The organism is Halogranum amylolyticum (assembly GCF_900110465.1).
Classification (GTDB): domain Archaea; phylum Halobacteriota; class Halobacteria; order Halobacteriales; family Haloferacaceae; genus Halogranum; species Halogranum amylolyticum.
Genome location: NZ_FODV01000019.1, coordinates 55,704 through 77,097, shown reverse-complemented (window position 1 = coordinate 77,097; position 21,394 = coordinate 55,704). Strand labels below are relative to the sequence as shown.

The 21,394-nt window shown below is 56.2% G+C and carries 20 protein-coding genes and 3 pseudogenes; 18 read left to right on the top strand and 5 right to left on the bottom strand.

Going from position 1 to position 21,394, the window contains the following annotated elements:
• Positions 1–7: 7 nt before the first annotated feature.
• Both BSG17_RS28380 and BSG17_RS20965 read left to right on the top strand, forming a co-directional pair.
• Positions 8–127 (top strand): annotated as a pseudogene (locus BSG17_RS28380) (transcription initiation factor IIB family protein); the annotation flags it as partial.
• Between the two features lie 44 nt (positions 128–171).
• Positions 172–504 (top strand): class I SAM-dependent methyltransferase, encoded by a 333-nt coding sequence (locus BSG17_RS20965; protein ID WP_211609267.1) that lies wholly within the window; start codon positions 172–174, stop codon positions 502–504.
• Here the strand turns inward: BSG17_RS20965 and BSG17_RS20960 are convergent.
• On the bottom strand, positions 479–1,210 hold the full coding sequence (locus BSG17_RS20960) for a ZIP family metal transporter (protein WP_089827339.1): 732 nt from the start codon (positions 1,208–1,210) through the stop codon (positions 479–481). The two genes, BSG17_RS20965 and BSG17_RS20960, sit on opposite strands and share 26 nt — an antisense overlap.
• Before the next feature lie 321 nt (positions 1,211–1,531).
• On the opposite strand from BSG17_RS20960, the gene BSG17_RS20955 reads away from it, so the two are divergent.
• The 5 genes and pseudogenes from BSG17_RS20955 to BSG17_RS28750 all read left to right on the top strand — a co-directional run bounded on the left by BSG17_RS20955 (position 1,532) and on the right by BSG17_RS28750 (position 5,512).
• A complete protein-coding gene (locus BSG17_RS20955) occupies positions 1,532–1,948 on the top strand; it encodes a hypothetical protein (protein WP_089827347.1) in 417 nt (138 codons plus the stop codon).
• A 1,074-nt stretch (positions 1,949–3,022) separates the two neighbouring features.
• Positions 3,023–3,511, top strand: coding sequence for an ester cyclase (locus BSG17_RS20950; protein ID WP_089827338.1), 489 nt, complete (start codon positions 3,023–3,025; stop codon positions 3,509–3,511).
• Positions 3,512–3,914: 403 nt separating this feature from the next.
• A pseudogene (locus BSG17_RS28755) lies at positions 3,915–4,196 on the top strand (toxin-antitoxin system TumE family protein).
• Positions 4,193–4,624 carry an HVO_A0114 family putative DNA-binding protein gene (locus BSG17_RS20940; RefSeq protein WP_089827337.1) on the top strand — a complete coding sequence of 144 codons (432 nt, stop codon included), beginning with the start codon at positions 4,193–4,195 and terminating at the stop codon, positions 4,622–4,624. The pseudogene BSG17_RS28755 and the gene BSG17_RS20940 overlap by 4 nt, the downstream one beginning before the upstream one ends.
• A gap of 603 nt (positions 4,625–5,227) precedes the next feature.
• Entirely contained in the window at positions 5,228–5,512 is a 285-nt protein-coding gene (locus tag BSG17_RS28750; RefSeq protein WP_089827335.1) for a four-helix bundle copper-binding protein, read from the top strand.
• A gap of 122 nt (positions 5,513–5,634) precedes the next feature.
• Here the strand turns inward: BSG17_RS28750 and BSG17_RS28985 are convergent, their stop codons facing one another.
• Together BSG17_RS28985 and BSG17_RS20920 are read right to left on the bottom strand one after the other, a co-directional pair.
• A complete protein-coding gene (locus tag BSG17_RS28985; protein ID WP_089827334.1) occupies positions 5,635–5,967 on the bottom strand; it encodes a DUF7521 family protein in 333 nt (110 codons plus the stop codon).
• Entirely contained in the window at positions 5,967–6,326 is a 360-nt protein-coding gene (locus BSG17_RS20920; RefSeq protein WP_170864897.1) for a helix-turn-helix domain-containing protein, read from the bottom strand. The genes BSG17_RS28985 and BSG17_RS20920 overlap by 1 nt, the downstream gene beginning before the upstream one ends.
• A 197-nt stretch (positions 6,327–6,523) precedes the next feature.
• Here BSG17_RS20920 and BSG17_RS27630 point away from each other — a divergent pair, with 197 nt between their 5' ends.
• From BSG17_RS27630 to BSG17_RS20890, 6 genes and pseudogenes are all read left to right on the top strand, one after another.
• On the top strand, positions 6,524–7,255 hold the full coding sequence (locus BSG17_RS27630; protein ID WP_211609266.1) for a DUF7475 family protein: 732 nt from the start codon (positions 6,524–6,526) through the stop codon (positions 7,253–7,255).
• Between the two features lie 106 nt (positions 7,256–7,361).
• Positions 7,362–8,009 carry a helix-turn-helix domain-containing protein gene (locus BSG17_RS20910; protein WP_089827333.1) on the top strand — a complete coding sequence of 216 codons (648 nt, stop codon included), beginning with the start codon at positions 7,362–7,364 and terminating at the stop codon, positions 8,007–8,009.
• A gap of 362 nt (positions 8,010–8,371) precedes the next feature.
• Positions 8,372–8,968 carry an FAD-binding oxidoreductase gene (locus BSG17_RS20905; RefSeq protein WP_211609264.1) on the top strand — a complete coding sequence of 199 codons (597 nt, stop codon included), beginning with the start codon at positions 8,372–8,374 and terminating at the stop codon, positions 8,966–8,968.
• Positions 8,969–8,988: 20 nt separating this feature from the next.
• Complete coding sequence (locus BSG17_RS20900; protein ID WP_089827331.1) at positions 8,989–9,954, top strand: transcription initiation factor IIB; 966 nt, start codon at positions 8,989–8,991, stop codon at positions 9,952–9,954.
• 199 nt (positions 9,955–10,153) lie between these two features.
• Positions 10,154–11,362, top strand: coding sequence for a CBS domain-containing protein (locus tag BSG17_RS20895; RefSeq protein ID WP_089827330.1), 1,209 nt, complete (start codon positions 10,154–10,156; stop codon positions 11,360–11,362).
• 270 nt (positions 11,363–11,632) lie between these two features.
• A pseudogene (locus tag BSG17_RS20890) lies at positions 11,633–11,819 on the top strand (hypothetical protein); the annotation flags it as partial.
• A 1-nt stretch (position 11,820) separates the two neighbouring features.
• Here BSG17_RS20890 and BSG17_RS20885 read toward each other — a convergent pair.
• The gene (locus tag BSG17_RS20885; RefSeq protein WP_089827329.1) at positions 11,821–12,222 is read right to left on the bottom strand and encodes a hypothetical protein; all 402 of its coding nucleotides are present in this window, start codon (positions 12,220–12,222) and stop codon (positions 11,821–11,823) included.
• A gap of 297 nt (positions 12,223–12,519) precedes the next feature.
• Here BSG17_RS20885 and BSG17_RS20880 point away from each other — a divergent pair, with 297 nt between their 5' ends.
• From BSG17_RS20880 to BSG17_RS20860, 5 genes are all read left to right on the top strand, one after another.
• A complete protein-coding gene (locus BSG17_RS20880) occupies positions 12,520–13,602 on the top strand; it encodes a TrmB family transcriptional regulator (RefSeq protein WP_089827328.1) in 1,083 nt (360 codons plus the stop codon).
• 527 nt (positions 13,603–14,129) lie between these two features.
• Positions 14,130–15,437: a glycoside hydrolase family 68 protein gene (locus BSG17_RS20875; protein ID WP_089827327.1), complete on the top strand. Its 1,308-nt coding sequence runs from the start codon at positions 14,130–14,132 to the stop codon at positions 15,435–15,437.
• A gap of 226 nt (positions 15,438–15,663) precedes the next feature.
• Positions 15,664–17,064, top strand: coding sequence for a glycoside hydrolase family 68 protein (locus BSG17_RS20870; RefSeq protein ID WP_089827326.1), 1,401 nt, complete (start codon positions 15,664–15,666; stop codon positions 17,062–17,064).
• A 183-nt stretch (positions 17,065–17,247) separates the two neighbouring features.
• The gene (locus BSG17_RS20865; protein ID WP_089827325.1) at positions 17,248–17,694 is read left to right on the top strand and encodes a ferredoxin reductase domain-containing protein; all 447 of its coding nucleotides are present in this window, start codon (positions 17,248–17,250) and stop codon (positions 17,692–17,694) included.
• A 198-nt stretch (positions 17,695–17,892) separates the two neighbouring features.
• On the top strand, positions 17,893–19,899 hold the full coding sequence (locus BSG17_RS20860; RefSeq protein ID WP_089827324.1) for an SLC13 family permease: 2,007 nt from the start codon (positions 17,893–17,895) through the stop codon (positions 19,897–19,899).
• Positions 19,900–20,247: 348 nt separating this feature from the next.
• Here the strand turns inward: BSG17_RS20860 and BSG17_RS20855 are convergent, their stop codons facing one another.
• Complete coding sequence (locus tag BSG17_RS20855) at positions 20,248–21,093, bottom strand: universal stress protein (RefSeq protein ID WP_089827323.1); 846 nt, start codon at positions 21,091–21,093, stop codon at positions 20,248–20,250.
• Positions 21,094–21,394 lie beyond the last annotated feature (301 nt).

Genomic DNA, 21,394 nt, shown 5'->3' with positions numbered 1-21,394 from the left:
GACGTCCATTACGAACGGCTATCAGCCGTCTGGGGTTGCTGCAGCCTGTCTCTATCTCGCCAGTCGTGAACACGGGCAGTCGCTGACACAGACACAGGTTGCAGCGGCCGCTGGTACGACGCCGACGACACTTCGAGCACCTTGGTGTCGTCGCGTCCCGTATGTCTCTCTATGCCCGAAGCAGCGCCGTTCGAGAGACACACCGAGCGGTACGAAGGATGGTTCGAGGAACACGAGGCCGCCTATCAGTCCGAACTGGAGGCCCTGCGACGCCTCATTCCGACGACAGGGTACGGGGTCGAGATTGGCGTCGGGAGTGCTCGATTCGCTGCGCCGCTCGGGATGCAGGTTGGCATCGATCCAGCCGGGAAGATGCTCCAATACGCTCGTGATCGAGAGGATCCTGAAGTCGTCTACAATCATCCCTATCCGTCGGCACGTCTCGGTGTCGAACTCGCGATGTACTTGCAGAATCGATTCATATCGTCCGTGCGAAGACGATGAACAACGCTAAGCCGACACCGGCCAGGAGGGCGAGCATCGAATGTTCCTTCTCGTAGGACCGGGCTTCGGGGAGCAGATGGGCTGCGGAGACATAGATCAGCACGCCCGAGACGAATCCAAGCAAGATGCCCAGATCGCTTTGCCCCAACCCGCTCACTAGTGGATAGGCGACGAAGGCGCCGATCGGTGTCGTCAATGCCGCGATGAAAAACGCGTACGTTGCCGCCGTTCGTTCAGTCACATTCCCCTTCAGCAAGACGAGATACGTGATGACCCCCTCGGCGAATTCGTGGACGACCAGTCCGGTTCCGGCCAGAACGCCGGTCAGCAGCGAGATGTTGAACGTGACGGTGTAGACGACACCATCGATCAGCGAGTGAATCCCGATGCCTTCCGCTGCCGTCACTCCGAACGCGAGCGTCTCCTCTCCGGTGCGACGTTTGATCACTTGGTTGGAGAGATACATGAAGAGGAAGCCAGCCAGGGCGGTTAAGCCCGCGTCAGCGTTGTTCTCGACCGCGTTCGGGAGGGCATGAATCAACGGCGTCGTGATAAGAATCCCCGCAGCAAAGCACATGAGATACGGGAGTGACCGTTCCGCCCACTCCCGGTGTCGAAATATCGCGATGATTCCTGCACTGTTCATCAGCGCCGCGACAATGGCAAACGCTGCAATCCAGTAGAACTCCTCTGGAAACGCTACCATAGCTGATTCCTATGTTCCTTCGAGGGTCTCAACGGCTCGCTCTTGGCTACGAGAAGAGACATCTGACCCGCCAATTCGAGACACTCTGGCCGTCTCATACCGAAACCTACCATGGCTGAATAGTAAAAGCAGTGTTCGTCCGGCTGGCATCGTCTTGGACTCTGGGTCCACTATTGTACATAATCGATGCCGCCGTTGGGCTCTATAGGCCTGGTTGAAACTCTTAACCGGTGATAGATCTCGGGTAACCTGCTGAATACAGCGCGCAAGTCGGTCATATCACACACGCAGATTTATTAGATGGGTGAAGATAGTTCCCGCATGGTCACCGCCAACACACGAACCCTTCTATTGGGTAGGAGTGAAAAACGAACGAAGCAGTGGGGTATCGGTGCTGGAATACTCCTTGTCGCGTCACTTCTCTACTTTTCGGCAGTAAAAGCAGTAGACTATCCGACGATTCACCTTGCTCTGTGGTGGGAAGGCTACGCTGTTCTTCTCACCGTCCTCGTTGCGGTACAAGCGTACTCAAATGGAGGATTAGTAGTGAGCTGGTTGCTCACGTTCGCTGCTGTCGTTGGACTCATCCTGAACTACGGTGGCATCGGATTGACTGAGGATGGACCGGGGATACTGCAGCTGATCGGACTTGCCACTGTTGGCGGTGTGATTGCTGCTGCAATCGTGGGAACACTCGGCTTCGGAATTGGAACTGCAGTTCGTCGAATTGCTGAATAGACTCTCTGAGTGTTGCACGCATCTTTTGACAGCGTTCGGTGAGGTTTCAGCGGTCGTGCTGAATAGAGGGCGCAAGTCGGTCACACGAGGTTCCTCTACATCGGCGTTACACACAGGACAGTGACTTGCCGCTTAGCAGACATAAAATCTATCGTGGACGTACTGGGTCTGGTAGTGGCCGAAGTTCTGGCCTCGTTCCTGACCGCTCAATCGTTTGGATTTCGATGTCGTTTACCGCAACCGTGAGCGTTTCCCACTCACTCGGCACATTTCCCCCACCGACAAGGTGAGTTACGGAATTGCATTGCGATTCCTCGGTCGTTCCACTACTGAAATCAGACGTGACGTTGAATCTCAAAACGAATTCATTCGCAATAGAATGGGTCAGCTCCGGTTCGACTTCTCCTAACTCGCTGCAGAGCCTCACGTCAAAGGTTAAATCCGCTGACTCGCCGTCGCTAACGATGTGAACCCACCCGCTGTGGGCCTCTCCCTCGCTTGGGAACGATGTACGGCTCTTTGAGTATGCGAGTCCGAGGGATTCGTCAGCACCGTCGGTTTCGCTCTCATCTGATGTTCTCGAGGTAGCAGAACTCATCCGACCTTGACAGCCGGTGAGACAGCTAATACCAGCAATGGCACTAACAGACAACACCTTGCGACGGGATAATGGAGGGCTCATCAACTCAGTAAATGCGTACTCTTGACAAGTGTTTTTCCAATGCCTGCATCGTGGGGGTGGAGAATTGATAGCTGCCGCTTCGTCACAGGTAGATTTGCACTCTCTTTCTAATGATCGGTTCAGCGGATAGTGGGCGAAACAAACTGACCCGTCGTGCCGAACTCATCCTCTGTATGTGTCACGCCGCTTCTGACAACACTCGGTGAGGTTTCTGAGGCTGTGCTGAACTCAGCGCGCAAGTTGGTCACGTGTACTGAAAGATAGATCGAGAGGTTGTACTTGTCCTACAGTATTCTCACTCCGCGAGATTTGTAGTGAACTATCTATATTCTCAGCGCGTACTAGAAGTTAGTCCCGATCTCGACAGATTACTGGAGACGGAGGCAACAGCCATGTCATCAACACCGACAGATACAACAGAAGATCGCCGAAGGTGGCCACAACAATGGGCTGACGAAGTCCACGGGAAGCAGAACTTAGATTTCATCGATGAGTGCCACGCGCCGAACTGGGTCGGTCACTTCGACGGGGAAGACCTGACGAACACCGAGTACAAAGAGATGCAGCGACAGCTTCTCGGTGGCTTTCCGGACGCCGAATTTGTCTTTGGTCCGGTTATCGTTGAGGAGAATACCGTCGCAGGGCACTGGGTAATGACCGGAACGCATACCGGCGAATTCGCCGGTCTCGAACCGACAGGCCGTAGTGTCCACGTGACAGGGACGTTCGTCACTCACTACGATGAGAACGGGAGAGCCGTAGAGACTTGGGAAAATATCGATCAGTTCTCCATGCTTCAACAACTCGGCATCGCTCCGGAAGACTTCACGATGGGCGGTATGCTGAGAACCCTCGTTAACCTCGTCAAGAGCGGACTGTAAGACGGCGCGGCTTCAACCAAAGGGTCAACTTGCTAGCCTGTCAGATTGTCGTTCGATGCAGACCCATCGGTGCTGGAGTGGGTGCCCGAACCACACGAGGGTTTGAAGGGGACACGCCACTGATTGGTGTTGATATCGTCCAATTCGGAGCTAAGGATAAGTAGTCACGACGCACGGGTCCCGCTACTACGGAGATTAATTAGAGACTTGTTCAGCCGATTCACTATGCTGAATACACCCTCTGAGTGTTGCACTTCGCTTCTGACAGCGTTCGGTGAGGTTTCTGTGTTCGTGCTGAACTCAGCGCGCAAGTCGGTCACGAGTTGCAGAGTAATTCCCGGTCTTTGATGGGCTGTGTCCCATATGCTTATGATGATGGGTTTCATACCATAGAGAGAGAGGAATGACGTTCGAGGTTATCGAGAACACCGAAGATAGGACGGGCGAGACGGTCATTCGGCGGAAAATCTACCGAACTGACGACCCTCAGTATCCGAGCGAGTACCGATACGCGCTTCACTAAGGGTTTCTCGATGGCCAAGGCGTCATTCTCCGTTACGACAACGAGAACCGAACTCCCGGACGCCACGAACGACATACACCCGATGGCATCGACGAAATTGAGTTCCCCGGAATGATAGAACTCCGTGACCGGTTCCTAAACGAAATCCAGGATCTTCCATGACCGCAAACACACTCAAAATCACGTACGGCCAGCGCGAGAATAACCAGCGAGCCGCTCGCGAGCGACTCCGTCGGGCGGAATCTGGAGAAGAGTTCGAAGAACAGGAGGCAGCGTTCGTGCTAAACTTCGAGGATCTCGACGACGTCGAACGACTCATGCGTCGGTTGAACCTCCAGCTCTTGGACATCGTCGCTAGTGAGCGCCCAGAAAGTATCCGTGAGACTGCTCGACTTGCCAATCGTGATTACAAGGAGGTTCACCGGAATCTCAAGGAACTCGAAGCGCTCGGCGTCATTGAGTTCACCACAGATGGTAACAGTAAGCGCCCGATACTCCGCGATGGAACCGAGGCAATTGATCTCTCAATTACGTTCCCTATCGATACCGACACGTCAAATTCCAATTCTCGTCAAGAGACGTCAGCGTGAGCAACACCGTCAAGACGTCGCTTAGAATGTTCACTGGCAATCGGGCTCGATGAAACCCTTCAATGGGTGTTCGCTCAAAAAGTACTCACAGACAGTAGTCTCGGGGAAACTGAATGTGCTACATATGCGCGCTCTATTCAGCACGACAGTCGAAACCTACTCAGGCTCTGTCAGAATCAGCGTGCAACACTCAGAGAGTGAATCTTTCAACTTCCGCATTCACCATTGTTGGCTTGTTTGACTTCCTTCCACGACTGATGTCGTAGGCTTTCCTCGACTCAGTGTAACCTACACAGTCGCTCCTGACCACCTTGTCTGCTATCGGTAGCTATTCTCTTTTTTCACAGCAGTACCGGTGGTAACACGTTCGGTTTGTACCGATTCAGGAAGCTCATTTTGGGAGATCGGCTCAAGAATCAGTAGCTCTCCGTCTCGTGTTTCCATCCACTCTTTTCCAGACTCCGTATCCCAGCAACAGGGTGTCCAGGTCCCCGACTCAAGCCGTTCCCAGATCTCGACGTCACCGTAATAGTCTCCATCACTACTCCTGTAAACTGTATTGGTAGTCATACTAACATATAAAAAACTGTACTCTGAAACTGTCTGCAGGCGGCACAAGCGTGTGAGTACTGTGCCGACGAGTGTATCGGCGAAGAGGGCATGGACGAGTGCATCCGCCTGTGCCGAGACGTCGCAGACGTCGCCTCGCTCCACGCACGCTTCATGGCACGTAACTCGAACTACAGCACTGAACTGGCCGAGGTCTGTGCCGGTGCCTGCGAAGAGTGTGCCGAAGAGTGCGATCAGCACGATGCCGACCACTGCCAGAGGTGTGCTGACGTCCTCCGCGACTGTGCCGAATCCTGTCGCAGCATGATGTCGGCGTAGAGCCGGGTCATCGAATCGAGAGGCTGTCGCAAATCGAGTCTCTTCTTTGAGAGACCACAATACGAACAGTAGTCATAGCGACCCTCTCGACTACCAAGTCGGCGACAGAGTAGTGTGGGGTTTCAATCTGCTCGGTGTTGCTGATTGTTCGATGGACGAGATTGCGAGCGCTTACTTCCTGCCGACTGGTGAGTCACGAACAGTGAGTAGAGTATCAGTGCCATCCCCGCAGCGACGAACCCCGTCTGGACTATCCCCGAAACGAAAACGGAGAGATGCAAGATATCGTAGAGTACACTTTCGAGAACTGACCCGACGGTGATGAGCGTAAATCCCGCTGCGACGAACAACATTCTGTGGCTCTGCTCTCGACGGTAGGCTCGAAATCCTTGATACGAGATGAGCAGCCCGAGTAAGATAACGACCAGTTTCGCTGCGACGAGTCCGAGGTGCATCACTTCTCACGCCCCTGCATTGCATCCCAGATACCGCGGAATCGATCGGGTACATCGTCTCGTCTGGCCAGTTCGACATCGAAATCGCCGTTCTCGAGCGTGACGTTGAGGTGGTCTAAGTTCGCCTCGTAGAGATGGTAGTGGTTTCCGTCGGATCGAACCGCCGTCTCTACCTGAAGGAGCTGATGCTCGAGGAGGTCTTCTAACCGGCGATAGATGGTCGTGAGCGACGCATCACAGTGTTGGTCGAGCATCTGTGCCGACATCGGCTTTTCGTCGGTCGCTGCGAGAATCCCTCTGACGGCATCGTCACCCAGTAACGCAAGAAGCCGATTGTTCGTGTTCCCGCTCTGCTGCATACCTACTATTGTCAGATTCTCCAGTATATCTCTACTGGCCACTTGCCTGCACAATGCAAGACTATCTTCAATTTTCATAAAAGAGTACCGGTAGTTGCACTAGATGAAAATACGCACCTCAAATTAATCTCTCCGAGAAATATATCCCGACGTGTATGTCACACCGATGGCGAAGAATCGGCCGAATACTGCTCGTTGTGAGCGTAGTCCTGTTGACGCTTTCATCGGGTATCGCGGTCGCAGATGAAGAACATGGAACAGAGACACCGACCCCGACGACTGCTGGACACAGCGACGGGACGGCCCACCACGACGAGGCGTCGACGCAGACGACGACCGATGAAAGTCACCACGAGGGGACGTCGACACACTCGGGGACGTCCACTCAGCACAGCGACGACGAACATGCTCACGGCGGCGAGGAAACGGGCACGTCTACACCCCATCACAATGACTCCGCCCAACAGAGCGACGATGGACACACGCACGAGGGCGATGGACACAGCGAGGAGGGGCTCCTCGGTAGCTGGCTATCCGTCGTCGGCGGATTGTTCCTCGCCGGTACGGTAGCGACGGCCCCAACGTACCGATATCTCTCTTCGAATCGCAACGGGTTTGAGGCGACGTCCATCCACCTTCTTGTGGCGTTGTTGGCTCTCTTCACGGCCGCTGTCCACCTGTATCTTTTCTTGGAACACGGTGAAGTCGTGATGCTGCTTGCGGGGGCAGGATTCGTTGGCGGAATCGTTCTCTTCTTCGCTGGATTCAATCGTCGGTATCTCTATGCCGGCGGAGCATTGTTTACGCTCATCCAAATTCCGCTGTGGGTACTTGAGGGGATGCCCCATCTGGGTAGCTTCGGTCTGCTCGATAAGGTTGTGCAGGTGCTCTTAGTTCTCCTGCTCGGCTACCTTCGATATCGAACCTAGCTAGCTACACCTCGCACTTTTGGCCTTCGACCTCGTAACTTGTCAATACATTGCGGGAACTCATGACAATGATCTCCATTTCACCGTCGCATCGACGAGACCACCAATGACAGTTATCGCCGACATCACTGTCCCCGCAGACGCCTTCGAGCTTGGCCGCGTCCTGCAGGACTTTCCAGAGGTCGTTATCGAACTCGAACGAATCGTCCCGCTGCAGGAGACTATCATTCCACTGTTCTGGATCTCTGGTACCGATTGTGCGGACATCGAAGCCACATTGAGCACGAGTCCGCACACGAAGAGCGTCACGCAACTCACGACGACCAACGAGAAGACGCTCTTCGAAGTCCACTGGAGTAGCGAGATCAACGGTATCGTTGCGGCTCTCGTCGAGACTCACGCCAAGATCCTCGAAGCGACAGGGAAGTCCGAGACGTGGGATTTCCGGCTTCGGTTTGGAACACACGAACAACTCTCGAAGTTCAATATGGCACTCACGAACCAAGGCATCCCCGTCACGCTGCGTCATCTCTACAACCCGTCCCCGCCAAAGGAGACAGACACGCTCTCGGACGAACAGTACGAGGCGCTCATGATGGCCTACCAGTGCGGCTTTTTCGAGGTTCCGAGGCGCATCACTCTCACTGACCTTGCCGAGGAGATGGAGATCAGTGACAGTGCACTCTCTCAGCGTATGCGGCGTGCCCTCGCTATCGTCGTCGAGCGGGTTGTCCACTCCGATACCTCCCAGTGACGAAGTCGTGACCGCTAGTCTCCTCCAATGGCCGGTCACCGACACGAGACAGTTCGGATCGAATTCGATATCGAAGGATCGCTACCCAAGGACGGTGGAGATCGGTTGGATATCCCACGAGACGTCCGCTCGTTTCGGAATCAGTACTGAAGGCAACGTTTGTCCCCGTCTCGTGATGACAGACTGTCACAGAGTTCGATTACTACTCACCCTCTCGACACGCGTTGATGGAGTCCACAATGTCGATAAAAAAGCCAACCATAGACATCGAATCGACCGCTGCACTCGCAGAGACATTTCGTGGTGACCTGATCCGGCCAAGAGACGAAGCGTACGACGAGGCCCGACGAGTGTGGAATGCCATGGTGGACAAGCATCCTGCAGTGATCGCACGATGTGCTTCGGCTGCAGACGTCATCGGCGCAGTCGAGTTCGCGAACGAACGCGACGTCCCTGTCTCGGTACACGGAGGTGGCCACAGCGTCGTCGGCCGGATTGCTGGCGACGATGGTCTCCTGATCGACCTCGCACGGATGAACTCAATCCGCGTGGATCCGACTACGGCGACTGCTCGCGTGGAACCGGGTGTCGGACTCGACGAACTTGCCCGCGAAACCCATGCGTTCGGGTTCGAAACACCAGTCGGGTACAACGCGACGACCGGTGTCGCTGGATTGACTCTTGGCGGGGGATTCAGTTGGCTCTCCCGGAAGTATGGAGTGACGATCGACAACCTCCTGTCAGCCGATATCGTCACCGCCGACGGCGATCTCGTTCACGCGAGTGAGACCGACAACGAAGGTCTCTTCGGGAGACTCCAGTGTGGCGAGAACGTCAGTCTCGTCACGTCCTTCAACTTCCAACTGCCACGGCGTGAGTCGCCCACAGACCGGAGAGACGTCTCTCGTACTGCTCGACGCAGAATACAATACAATGACCCATCGAACAACAACAGCTGAAAAAATGGAACGAACCCTTTATGTCTAATCCCACTCGGGAGCGGGTAATCGATCGAGGTAAGAAGGAGACAGAGACGTCGTCGAACTCGACGGTTCAAACGTGTCCGGAGTGTGACTCTCCGACACTCGTTCAGAGTACGGAGATGGCCGAGTTGGTCTGCGACGACTGCGGGCTCGTCCTCGAAGAAGGACAGATCGACCGTGGACCCGAGTGGCGGGCGTTCAATCAGAACGAGCGAGATTCGAAGTCCCGAGTCGGTGCGCCAACGACGAAGACGATGCACGACGATGGGATGACGACGACCATCGATTGGAAAGACCAGGATGCGAGTGGGCGAACGCTCTCCGCAGACCAGCGTAGTAAGATGCACCGACTACGGACGTGGCAAGAACGCATTCGAACGAAGGACGCAAGCGAGCGAAATCTGCAGTTCGCGCTGTCGGAAATCGACCGGATGTCGTCGTCGCTCGGTGTGCCGCGCTCAGTTCGCGAAGTCGCGAGCGTCATCTACCGCCGTGCACTCGCTGAGGACCTCATTCGGGGGCGGTCTATCGAAGGCGTCGCCACTAGTGCCCTCTATGCAGCGTGTCGTCAAGAGGGGATTCCGCGAAGTCTCGACGAGGTTGTCACCGTCGCTCGGATCGAACGGATCGAAATCGCTCGAACGTATCGATACATTGCGAGCGAACTTGGGCTCGAGATGCAGCCAGTCGACCCAAAGCAGTATCTGCCTCGATTCGCCTCAGAGTTGGGGGTGAGCGAAGAGGTCCAGCGGAAAGCAACTGAAATCATCGACGTGTCTACCGAGGCTGGTCTGTTGTCGGGGAAGTCTCCGACAGGACTTGCTGCGGCAGCACTCTACTCTGCATGTCTCCTCTGTAACGAGAATATGACACAGAGAGAGGTTGCGAAGGTTGCACAGGTGACTGAAGTAACGATTCGAAATCGATACCGAGAACAGCTCGAGGCAATGGATGTCTGCTAAGAGAGACGACGTGCCACGAGGCAGGTAATCCGTGACGTCTGTGCTTAGTCCGCCGTGGACACACTAGTCTGTGATTCTTCTCACACTCGGCTCTCGCCTCGTTTCGACGTTCAGTCGTCACTCAGAACATTTTCGACCCTGATATTGGGGGTAGGCACAAGCATAACCGTCCAGGGACCGTCATACCAGAGAGTAACACATGGATATATCAGAAATCCTCTCCCCAAAGTTCACCGAGTTCGACATCGGTACACCCCTCTCGAAGGTCGCCGGGGCGTTCGAGAACCAAGAACTCGATGCCGTCATCGTAACAGACGGCGACGAGTATCGCGGCGTCGTTAGCCGTCGACAGCTGGCTTCCTCGTCCAACCAGCCCTCTGCGAAGGTTGGGTCACAAGTACAAGACGTCCCGACTGTCGACCGCACCGAAGACGTCCGCGAGGTCGCGCGGCTCATGATCGGTAGCGACGCCAAAACGCTCCCCGTACTCGACGACGACCGTATTGTCGGTGTGGTGACCGGCGATGCCGTCCTCGAGGCTGTGCGTCCGTTTCTCGACGCGGTGACCGTCGACGACGCCTACACGGCGAAGCTGATCAGTGCGACTCCCGAAACCACGATCGGGAAAGCACTCAACATGCTTCGAGAAGCCGGAATCGCCCATCTCCCGGTCGTCGACGGAGACGACCTCGCGGGAATGCTGAGCCTGTACGACGTTATCGACTTCACGACACGGGGTGGCAGTAAGAGCCAGGGCGGTTCGTCAAGCGGCTTCGGTGGACGTGGGGGAGGGGGCCAGAACCGTGGCGGGTTCGGCGAGCGCGCGGGCGATGCCGAGCGGATGCTCGATATTCCGGTACGGAACCTGATGTCCGACGCCGTCGCGACGGTCGAGCGGAGCGCACCGCTCGACGAGGTCGTCGAGATGATGTTCGAGCGAGAGATCTCCTCGCTCGTCGTCACGGCCGACGATACCGACGAGCCGGTCGGTATCATCACGAAAACAGACGTCATCGAGGCACTCACCTGGGAGCGCGACGACCGGAACGCCGTGCAGGTGTTCGGGCTCGACCTACTCGAGGGGATGGACTACGACGACGTCTCCGCGTTGATCGAGAGTGTAACCTCGAAGTACGGCGAGATGAGCGTCATCAAGGCCAGTATCGAACTGCAGGAGCATAAGGAACAGAGCCGGGGCGTACCACTAGTGTTGGCACGGGTTCGACTGGTGACCGACCGCGGCTACTTCACCGCCGATGGCGAAGGATACGGTGCCTCCCACGCCCTCCGACTTGCCGCGAACGCGGTCGAACGCCAACTCCTCAAGGGGAAGACGTACGGCCAATCGAAGAAGCAATCCGACGCCGAGGCTCAAGAGCACCTCTACGGTTGGTGGCTCGGCGGGTAACGGACGCCATTCCCTATACAACCTCGGAGCCTACCGCGGCCCGTCGCTCTTCATCTACGAAGAGTACGGCGATGGGATTCACCATCGCGACCAGCTTGATCGTGTTCTCGAATCGGACGAGCAGGTTGGATCATCCCAGCTGACTCCACTACCAAGCAGGTAATCCTCCGACAGAACTGATAGTTTGGTGTTAACCAGCAGAGTTGGCCGAGGCCACGCTGTGTTGGTTACAGAGATAACGACTCTCGACTCTACTGGTTCGGTGAGACCGGCCTCACACCCGAGCAGCGTCTCGAAGCCCCGACCACCTACCTCATCGACGCAGGCCATCGCGACTATTCACAACATGGCCACGCTTCGAGCCTGTGTCGCCTACGAGAACGCGAATCAACAGCGCATGCGGATTATCTGGCGGCTCGACCAGCGTACAGAGGAGATTCGGAAACAGGAGGAATAAATCAGTTCGATTCTGGAAGCCAATCGCGCCGCAGCTCGGCGAGAGCGATCAGCACGTAGAACAATCCGACCAGCCGTGTTCCTTGATACACCCACGGCTTCCAATTGCAGTTGCTTGCGTCGGTGTACGCAAGCGGTGTTGCACAGCCCACAAAGACGTGTGGAGAACTCGCGGCGAGAGTTCCGATGAGACCGAGGAATTTCTTGAATCTCGAATACGAGGTGTCATTACCCCACACAAGCAGTAACAAGGCGAGTCCTTCAACCCGCGCACCAGTGACAACCCAGGAGCGCAACTTGCACTCGTCTGGGTCCTCGAGGGCGGCCTGCTCGGCAGTCTCAATGAGCGCTTCTGGAACAAGAAGTTCGATGAGACCGACCGTCGTGAGTATCTTGCGGAGCATGGCTACAGATTAGACGCTCACTTTCATAAGACGTCGTCTGTTTGCCAACCTCATAGAACCAGCGTGGTGACCACGGCTTGCAGTCGGATCTCCTGAGGTGTTTTTCGAGCCTCGAATGGCTGGAAGCTCGGTTCAAACGAGTAAACGACCAGACATCTCGGTGTAGTAACAGACAGCCTTTGGTGACGACGGCCAACTCGAAGTAACCGAAACTCGGTCGCTCGGCTATATTACACAACGTCCGCCCAAAGTGAATGGATAATCAAGTCCCTCCCGAGACGCAACAACCAACATAGAATGCCCCAGCAAGGTGAGGAGAACGATGCAATACTGAGAGAGGAATTAGGCGACTTCGGATTCTCGGACAAAGAGATCGATGTTTATCTCGCACTCTTATCTCGAGGCGAAGCGACCACGGGGACTATTTCAGAAGACGCTGATGTCACACAACAGTCCGTTTACAGCATTACGGATCGTCTCGAAGACCGCGGCCTCGTTCGTGTCAACGAACACGCTTCACCGAAGACAATCCGTGCAGTACCGCCCGCAGAATCGATGGCCGCTCTCACCAATCGAATTGATTCCATAACACCGGTACTTGAAGATCGATTCAACGATACACAACCGCAGACGCCCGAGTTGAAGATAGTCAAGTCCCAAAAGACGGCGGTCAAACGGCTTCGAGATGCTGTCTCGAACGCTCAACGAGAAGTCGTCGTTGCGATTCCAAAACACATCTACCCAGAGATCGAACAGGAGCTTCAGGCGGCACTCGAACGAGACGTGCTCGTGATCCTGTTCATGCAAGGCGTCGACGACTATCAGGAAGCACGGAATCGATATGCGGGCGCCGCAGATGTTGTTCGCTGTTGGAGCGAGAGTTTCCTGTTCTTGTTCGCAGTCGATACCCAATCACCAGACTGTTCGACAAGCGAGGCGGCGCTGATCGGCGATGCGCAACTGCTGTCTGGAGCCCATAACCTCGGAGACGGGGTCGCGGTCTCGGAGCAGCATCTTACAGGATCGATTCGTGGAATGTTCTTTGGTGCTCTCTGGCCAACAGGGACGGAAGTCTCTGTCACCACCCCAGATCAGCTTCCAAAAACCTACCCTTGGTTCTGGCAGGCGGTCCTCCAAGCAATGGTGCACCAACAGTCGGGGACCGATCTCTGGGCAGAAGTAGAGACGACCGATGGCGAAACCCTCGCCGGGCCGATAAGCCGAATCCGGCAGGCTCTCGTTGAGCCACCGACCAACGACTTCACCTTGGAAACGAGTCTCTTCCTCGAAACTGATGTGGGCGAGGTAAGCATCGGGGGACAAAACTCGATTATCGAAGACTACGAAGCGAGTTCGATCACGCTTCAATCGATCGACTGATTTCGTGACGTTCTCCTCGCCGTAAGCGGGGAGGTTCCCCTGCATGGGGATCCCAGTCAGTCGTCGTCACCAGAATCGGGGTTCGAGTTGGCTCACGAGACCGCGTCTCGTGAACGTTGATAGAGGGTTCCGACTCTCGAAACGTCGTGAGCGTCGTCTGTGCTGGTACGCTCTTTTCGCGGTGAGTCACGGCGGTGTCACTGCCGCTCCAACCGGAGGCGAGTCATCGTGCTCCACCTTGTCCAGCGGGGTGCTCTCTCCCAACGGGTCACTCCGTCGTGTGATATCCGCGGAAGTGTTGATTGGAAGCTCTGCTCTCTCACGTCCAAGAGAGACACATCCCAAATACACAAGTTCAATTACACGAGATAGTGTGGATGTTTATTAAATACAGAGAGAAAGTATTGTAATTAATATTCTCTTTTATAACCAATTTTCCCGCCAGAATCTTATTAAAGCGGTAGCATAATATTCTGAGCGTGATGTTCAATCGGAAGGACTCGCTCAACACGAACCGACGAAATTTCATGAAAAGCGCCGCTGGAGTCGGCGTCGCCGCTTTGGGCCTTTCGTCGGTGAGTGGCTCCGCAGCCGCTGTCGACACGAGGGACACCGACCAATGGACACGTGCGGAGGCCGAGCAAATCGCACTGACCGATGAGACAACGGCCCCGCTCATCACAGAAAACTCCGAATCCATCTCTGACGACTACTGGATTTGGGATACGTGGCCGCTTCGGAACCGCGACGGCTCTATCGTGAAGATTGACGGCTGGCAGATTGTTTTCTCGCTTACAGCCTCGAATGACCTCGTCCCCGGTGCTCGGCACAACGAAGCGACGATCCGGTATTTCTACTCGCGTAACGGGCACGATTGGCACGAAGGTGGAAAGGCGTTCGATGCGCCACTCGGACACCATCAGTGGGCCGGTTCCGCGATGTACGACCAGAACGAAGAACAGATCTACCACTTCTACACGGCTGTTAGTTCGCACCCCGAGTTCCGGCAGAAGCCTGCACTCGGGAAGGGAGCCTCGATCGAAACGGGCCCTAAAGGAGTCGAACTGGTCGGTGAACAGGAACACGTCATCATGGGAACTCCAGATGGCGAGATGTACCAGACCTACGAACAGTCGATTGAGCAAGGAATCGTCTACGCCTTCCGTGACCCGTGGTACTTCGAGCATCCCGAGACCGGCGAAGACCTCGTCGTCTTCGAAGCGAACACGCCAACTGGGAGCCGAGACCCCACCAACCCGGAGAGCTTCAACGGGAATATCGGAGTCATGCGAGCGACGAACGACGAGTTGACCAAGTGGGAACTGCTGCCGCCAGTTCTCGAAGCTGTTGGCACCAACCAGCAGCTCGAACGTCCACACTACGTGTTCAAAGACGGCAAGTGGTATCTGTTCACCATCAGCCACCAGTTCACATTTGCGCCGGGTCTGAGCGGACCTGATGCCCTGTACGGATTCGTGGCTGACTCAATGTACGGTGATTACGAACCACTCAACGAAGGCGGATTGGTCATCTCGAATCCCGAAGAGGCACCGTTCCAAGCGTACTCGTGGCTCGCAATGCCGCACGGCGATGGTATCGTCGCCGAGAGCTTCGAGAACTTCCGTGGCCTTGACGATACGTCGCGCGGTGCGATCAGCCTCGACGAAGTGGGGTACCTTCCACCAGAAGAGCAAAAAGAGCTCTTTGGAGGAACACTCGCTCCCAGTCTCAAACTGGAACTCGACGGGACGGAGACGCGCATCGTCGCAGAGCTCAAGGACGGTCATTTCCTCCCATCGGTCGGATCCTCACGCCCATCCAACCGGTCTCGATAACGAATTCACAACAGGTGTAATATCCGAAATCGAGGCTTTCACGATATCCACCTCGGGGTCGCTTCGCTGAGAAGACTGCACCCAGAACGACCCGAGCCCCCTTTCAGAGAGGGAACGTCCAGCACGAATTCTTACGTAATGACAATTTTACCCACTTTTATCGAATAATATAATAGTATATAGAAGATAAAACTTTATCTGTAAAGATAATCTATGAGATGATGGAATGACGGAAGATAACTCTAAACACGAGTTCGGGCGTCGCAAGTTCCTCCGAACGACCGGAGCTGTTGGTCTCGCCGCCACAGCCGGTGTCGGAGCTACGAGCGGTTCGGCTGCAGCGGTCGAAGTAGAGGAACCAGCGCAGTGGACCGAAGAGATGGTCGCTGAAATCGAGCGTACGGAGGAAAACACTGCACCGTACCTCGATGAGGAACCAACTCAGATTGCCGAAGAAGCAGGCTATTGGGTCTGGGACACGTGGCCGCTCCGGAACCGCGATGGATCGGTTGCAATCATCGACGGCTGGCAGATCATCTTCTCACTAGTCGCAGACAAGAGCCGCCCCGAGATCGACGTTCCGGGTGATCGTCACAACTACGCGCGTGTGGGGTACTTCTACTCCCGAGCCGGGAAGAGTGAGGGACCGAACGGCTGGCAGTTCGGTGGTGAAGTCTTCGACGAAGACGCCTTCCTTGGGAACCAGACGTGGGCCGGCTCTGCGATGTACGATCAGGACGAAGAGCAGATCTACCACTTCTACACGGCCGCAGACGCACTCCCCGAAGCACGTCAGCGCCTCGCGCTCGCGAAAGGTGCGACCGTCGAAACCGGACCACAGGACGTCACCGTTTCTGAGTCCGAGTCGCACCACATTCTCGCCGAAGCTGACGGCGAGATGTATGAACAGCTCGAAGATTCCAGCGGAATCATCACTGCGTTCCGTGACCCGTGGTACTTCAAGCACCCCGAGACTGGCGAGGACTGGATGATCTTCGAGGGCAACACACCTACAGAAAACAACAATTCGGATAGTCCGTTGAACTACAACGGAAACATCGGTGCGGCGAAAGCGACGAGTGAGGATCTCACCGAGTGGGAACTGAAGCCACCGATCTTCGAGGCGGTGGGCGTAAGCCAGCAGACTGAACGTCCCCACTTCATCTTCCAGGAAGACAAGTGGTACCTCTTCTTTATCACCCACGAGTTCACGTACGCTCCCCAGCTTTGGAGTGAGGGTGGCCGATTCGAGAAGAAGGGCAAGCCGCCGGGGCCGGAAGCGCTCCACGGATTTGCCGCAGACGGTCTGTACGACAGTGATATGGAACCGCTCAACGGAAGCAGTCTGGTCGTTGCGAACCCGGAGAAAGCCCCCTTCCAGACGTACTCGTGGCTCGCGATGCCGCACGGCAGTGGCAGTATTGTCGAGAGCTTCGTGAACTTCCAGGACGTCGACACGCTCGGTCTTCCCGGTGACGAACTGAAGGAGGCGTTCGGCGGAACGCTTGCACCGAGCCTCAAAGTCGATATCGACGGGACTGATACGAGCATCACGACGGAACTCAAGGACGGTCAGTTCCCGGCGTCTGTCGGCGCACGCTCCCGCGGCAACGGTCGGAATTCCTAACGAGGTCCCGTTCTCTGATCGAGACCGGGTCTATAACCAAACGTAATCTCGACTTTTTATGCCACGAAACTGCAACTGAGTACATCGTGGCGAGTCTCGCACATGTGGTTTCCTCCCTTGTGTACGCCCGTTAGAAGGCCTAAAGATAGTATTTAATCAAATAGGATACTGTCTAGATAAGGTATGATCGATTACCTCTTCGAAACAGGACGTGATCGGTACGAAGATACCCCCCGGGATATTTGGCTCATTTTCAGCGCCGCATGGGAGGATACCCTACCGTACCGTGAGGCATTTCAGTCGTATGCGAACGAGCGCGAAAACTTTCACTTCGTGCCGACAGTGAGCCGTGACTCATACTTGACGGATTGGAAGAGAGAGACAGCCTACGTCCAGTACATACTCGCAAAATACCTCGAAGACGGCGCGATCGATCATCAATCTCTACCCGCGGAATTCGAGCGCCATCGAAGTGAACCCCCCCCCCGATATCCGATCGATGCCCGTCTTGACGCATTACAACTCGAAGTCTACGCGTGTGGACTCAATGCGATGGTGTCCAGTCTCGTCGACGCGGCCGAACGACTTGGCGTCCCACCTGAACACACACAGTTCGAAGGATTTGGATAACGCTTCGTTGATGGTTTGACCTCGGTGCTATTCCTACCGTGGAGCTACCGTTCCTAAGACCACGAGAGACTCACTCGCCCTCCGAAGAAATTTGCTCTTGGGCTTCGTCTCGTACATCACCGCCGGGAGCGAGCATCTGGACCCGGGAGAGAGAACCTAAATGTCACCATCCAAGCAATCCCCGGTTACAACGAATAAATGAGCACTGTCTTATTCTTCCTCTTTTTGAGCACCGGATGGCCTCTACAGCTACTCCCTGTACAGCTTCCGGTCTCGCTCGACGTGATCGTCGTACTGGCGATCATCGCTATCGTTTTCGTCCTCTTCGTTACCCAGCCGGTACCGATCGACGCCACCGCGGTCGGCCTCGTGGTCGCACTCGTCCTCCTCGGCGAGTGGACCGGCGTGTCGCCGGAGCAGGGTGTCTCAGGATTCTCGAACCCCGCGACGCTCACCGTGCTGGCGATGTTCGTCCTGAGCGAGGGCGTCCGACGAACCGGCGTCATCCAAATTCTCACGCGGAAATTGATCGCGTTCGCCGGAGACAACGAGTTCCGGCAGTTGCTCGCTACGGTCACGCTCTCCGGACCGCCGGGCGGGGTCGTCAGCAACGTCTCGGTCGTCGCCGTGTTGATACCTGCGATAATGAACCTCGCCCGGCAAACGAAGACGTCGCCCTCGAAGCTCCTGATACCACTGTCGTTCGCGTCGATGCTCGGCGGCATGCTCACCGTCGTCGGGACGATAACGAACCTCTTGGCGAGCGAGGTGTGGGTCCAGGTCGGCGGTCCCGACGCGGAACCGTTCGCGCTACTCGAGTTCACACACCTGGGCGCCATCGTCTTGCTCGTGGGGATCGTGTACCTGCTCACCGTCGGTCGATACCTCACTCCGGCACGGATCAAGCCGGCGGAGTCGCCCACCGACGCGTTCGGCATGACCGACTACCTCACCGACGTCGTCGTCATGGAGGACTCGCCGCTCGTCGGTTCCCGGGTCGGGGAACTGGGCGAGGAGGACCTCGACCTCGACGTGTTCCAGATCGTTCGTCGCAACCGGACGCTCGCCCGCGGACTCGGATCGGAACGGATCCAAGCCGGCGACGTTCTCTCCGTCAGGGCCGACCAGGAAACCCTCCAGGAGGTCATCGAGCAGGACCACCTGGAGCTGTTACCGGAGGTCATGGAGGCGGCCACGGAGGACGATGCATCCCTCCCGCCCGGCTTCTCGCCACGGCGTCACGGCTGGGAGTCGCTCGACGCGGAACGCAGCGGCTCTCTCGCCGAGGACGAGGCGTCGAGCGAAGACACGGAGGAGGATGGCGACGAGACGGCCGAGGAGGCCTCCGACGAGGAGATCGAACTCACCGAAGTCGTGCTATTGCCCGGGCCCTGGTCGAGTCGACGCAGCGGTGTCGCAGACTTCGAGCGCGACTACGACGTGACAGTGCTGGCGATCCGGCGCGGCGACGAGGTGATCCGCCAGCGTCTCCGAGAGGTCCGGTTGCAGGCCGGCGACGTCATACTCGTCCAGGTGCCCGACCAAGTGCTCGATCGCATGGCAAGGGACACGAACGTCGCCATCGCGGGCGAGGACAGGTGGGAAGATTTCGACCGATCGAAGATTCCCATCGCGCTGGGGATCCTCGCCGGCGCCCTCGGACTCGCGGCACTCGACGTCCTCACGCTCATGGTGAGTGCGCTAACGGGTGTCGCGGCGATGTTCTTCACGGGCATCCTCACGCCCGAGGACGCATACGAAGCCATCGACTGGGAAGTAATCTTCATGGTGGCGGGCGTCATCCCGCTCGGCATTGCAGTCGAGGCCTCAGGCACGGCGGACCTCATCGCCGACCTCGTCGTCTCCGTCAGTGTCCTCCTGCCCGTGATCGCGGTTCTAGGGCTGTTCTACCTGGGGACCGCGGTCATCACGGAGATGATCAGCAACTCCGCCAGCGTCGTGTTACTCCTGCCGATCGGGGTTGAGGTTGCCGGCCAACTCGGCGCCAACCCCTTCGCGTTCGTAATGGCCGTGACCTTCGCGGCCAGCACACCGTTACTGACCCCTGTCGGCTACCAGACGAACCTCATGGTCTACGGCCCCGGCGGCTACAAGTTCACGGATTTCGCACGCGTCGGCGCACCGTTACAACTGATACTAACTGTCGTTACGACTGCTGGTATCGCATTTTTCTGGGGACTGTGACAACACCGGACCCCGATTCGTATTGCCCACTGGTGTCCTGCGCTGCAGCCGCCCCCCTACCAGTCCTTCACACGACAATGAGGGTGTTGGATCAATCTGCTCACCGTTCGTTTTGCCCGGCGAGCCCGTCCGTGAGTGTTCAGCATGGGACAAGAACCAGCCGAACCAAGTTCATTGTGTGGTTCAGCGATTCGTCCGACGCGCGAAAGAACAACGTGCCGATCGAATCGTGGGACCTGATGTGGGGTACAGGTCTGAAATCTGATTATATCCAGCCGATCTAGTGCAGTATTTTTAGTATGGACGTTCGCCTGCTTATGGCCTTGGATGGGGTATTTATTGACAAAATTACTTTACAGATATCACAGGAACATCAGCACGGCGAATTACACGTTCGGTAACACTACCGAGGAGGAACCGACGTATGCCCTTTCGGCCGTGAGTCCCCATTACGATACAATCGACATCGTGCTCCTCCGCATATCTGACAATTTCAATATAGGGCGGGCCATTCACAATCGAAGTTTCAGTCGGCAAGTACGTCGACGATTGGACCTGATCGAGGGCGAGGTCCAGCGCCTTCTCACCGATTTCCTCAAGCGCTTCTCGTAGTTTCCGGACTCTATTGCCATTGATTACCTGTCCCGTCTCGACGACGTAGATGACGTGCAGTGTCGCGTCGACCGATCTCGCCAGTTCACCCGCATGGTCAACGGCCGTATGTGCACACTCGCTGCCATCGGTGGGAACGAGTATTGAGCCGATGTCTGGATCGATAACCGTCTCCTCGTGAACAGTCATGACTGGTACGGGAGACTCGCGTAGGGTCTGTTCGGCAACGCTCCCGAGGAGAAGCCGGTTGAGTCCACTCCTGCCCCGGGTTCCCATCACAATACAGTCGATACTATGTTCGTCCGTGTAGGTGAGGATCTCTTGATGAATCGACTTTCTCTTTTCAATGACCGCCCTCGTAGCCTCGACACCAGAAGAAGTAGCCAATTCGACAGCCGCTTGTACTGCTTCCTCGCCATATCGGGTGGGGGAATCGACATTATCAGTAGAGGTTTCGTCGTGTTCGAGGACGTGGATTACGTGTAGTTCCGCATCAAACTGATCGGCGAGTGAAACAGCTGCTTCAGCTGCGATCGACGAGGCTTCACTGCCGTCAGTCGGTAGTAGAATGCGTTGGAACATGACTTTTATCTAACTGGGCTATTGGACTTTGTTGAGGTTACCTCCTCCCCACCGTAAACGGCGGGGCTTCCCACGAGCAAAGACCCGCTGAGTTGGGAGATTTATGGTTTAACACCCGACAAGTGCTGGCAGGGCCACGCTACCGTTACTCCTATCCTCTCCACGAGGACTCAGAGTTATCTGATTATTTTGTGTCGGTTGGGTCGTCCGAAGGCTTACGTTTTGATGAGGCAAACACCGAGTCAAATGTCAGTTTTCGGACAGTCAATCACGATGGGGAACCATCGCAACGACAGTCACA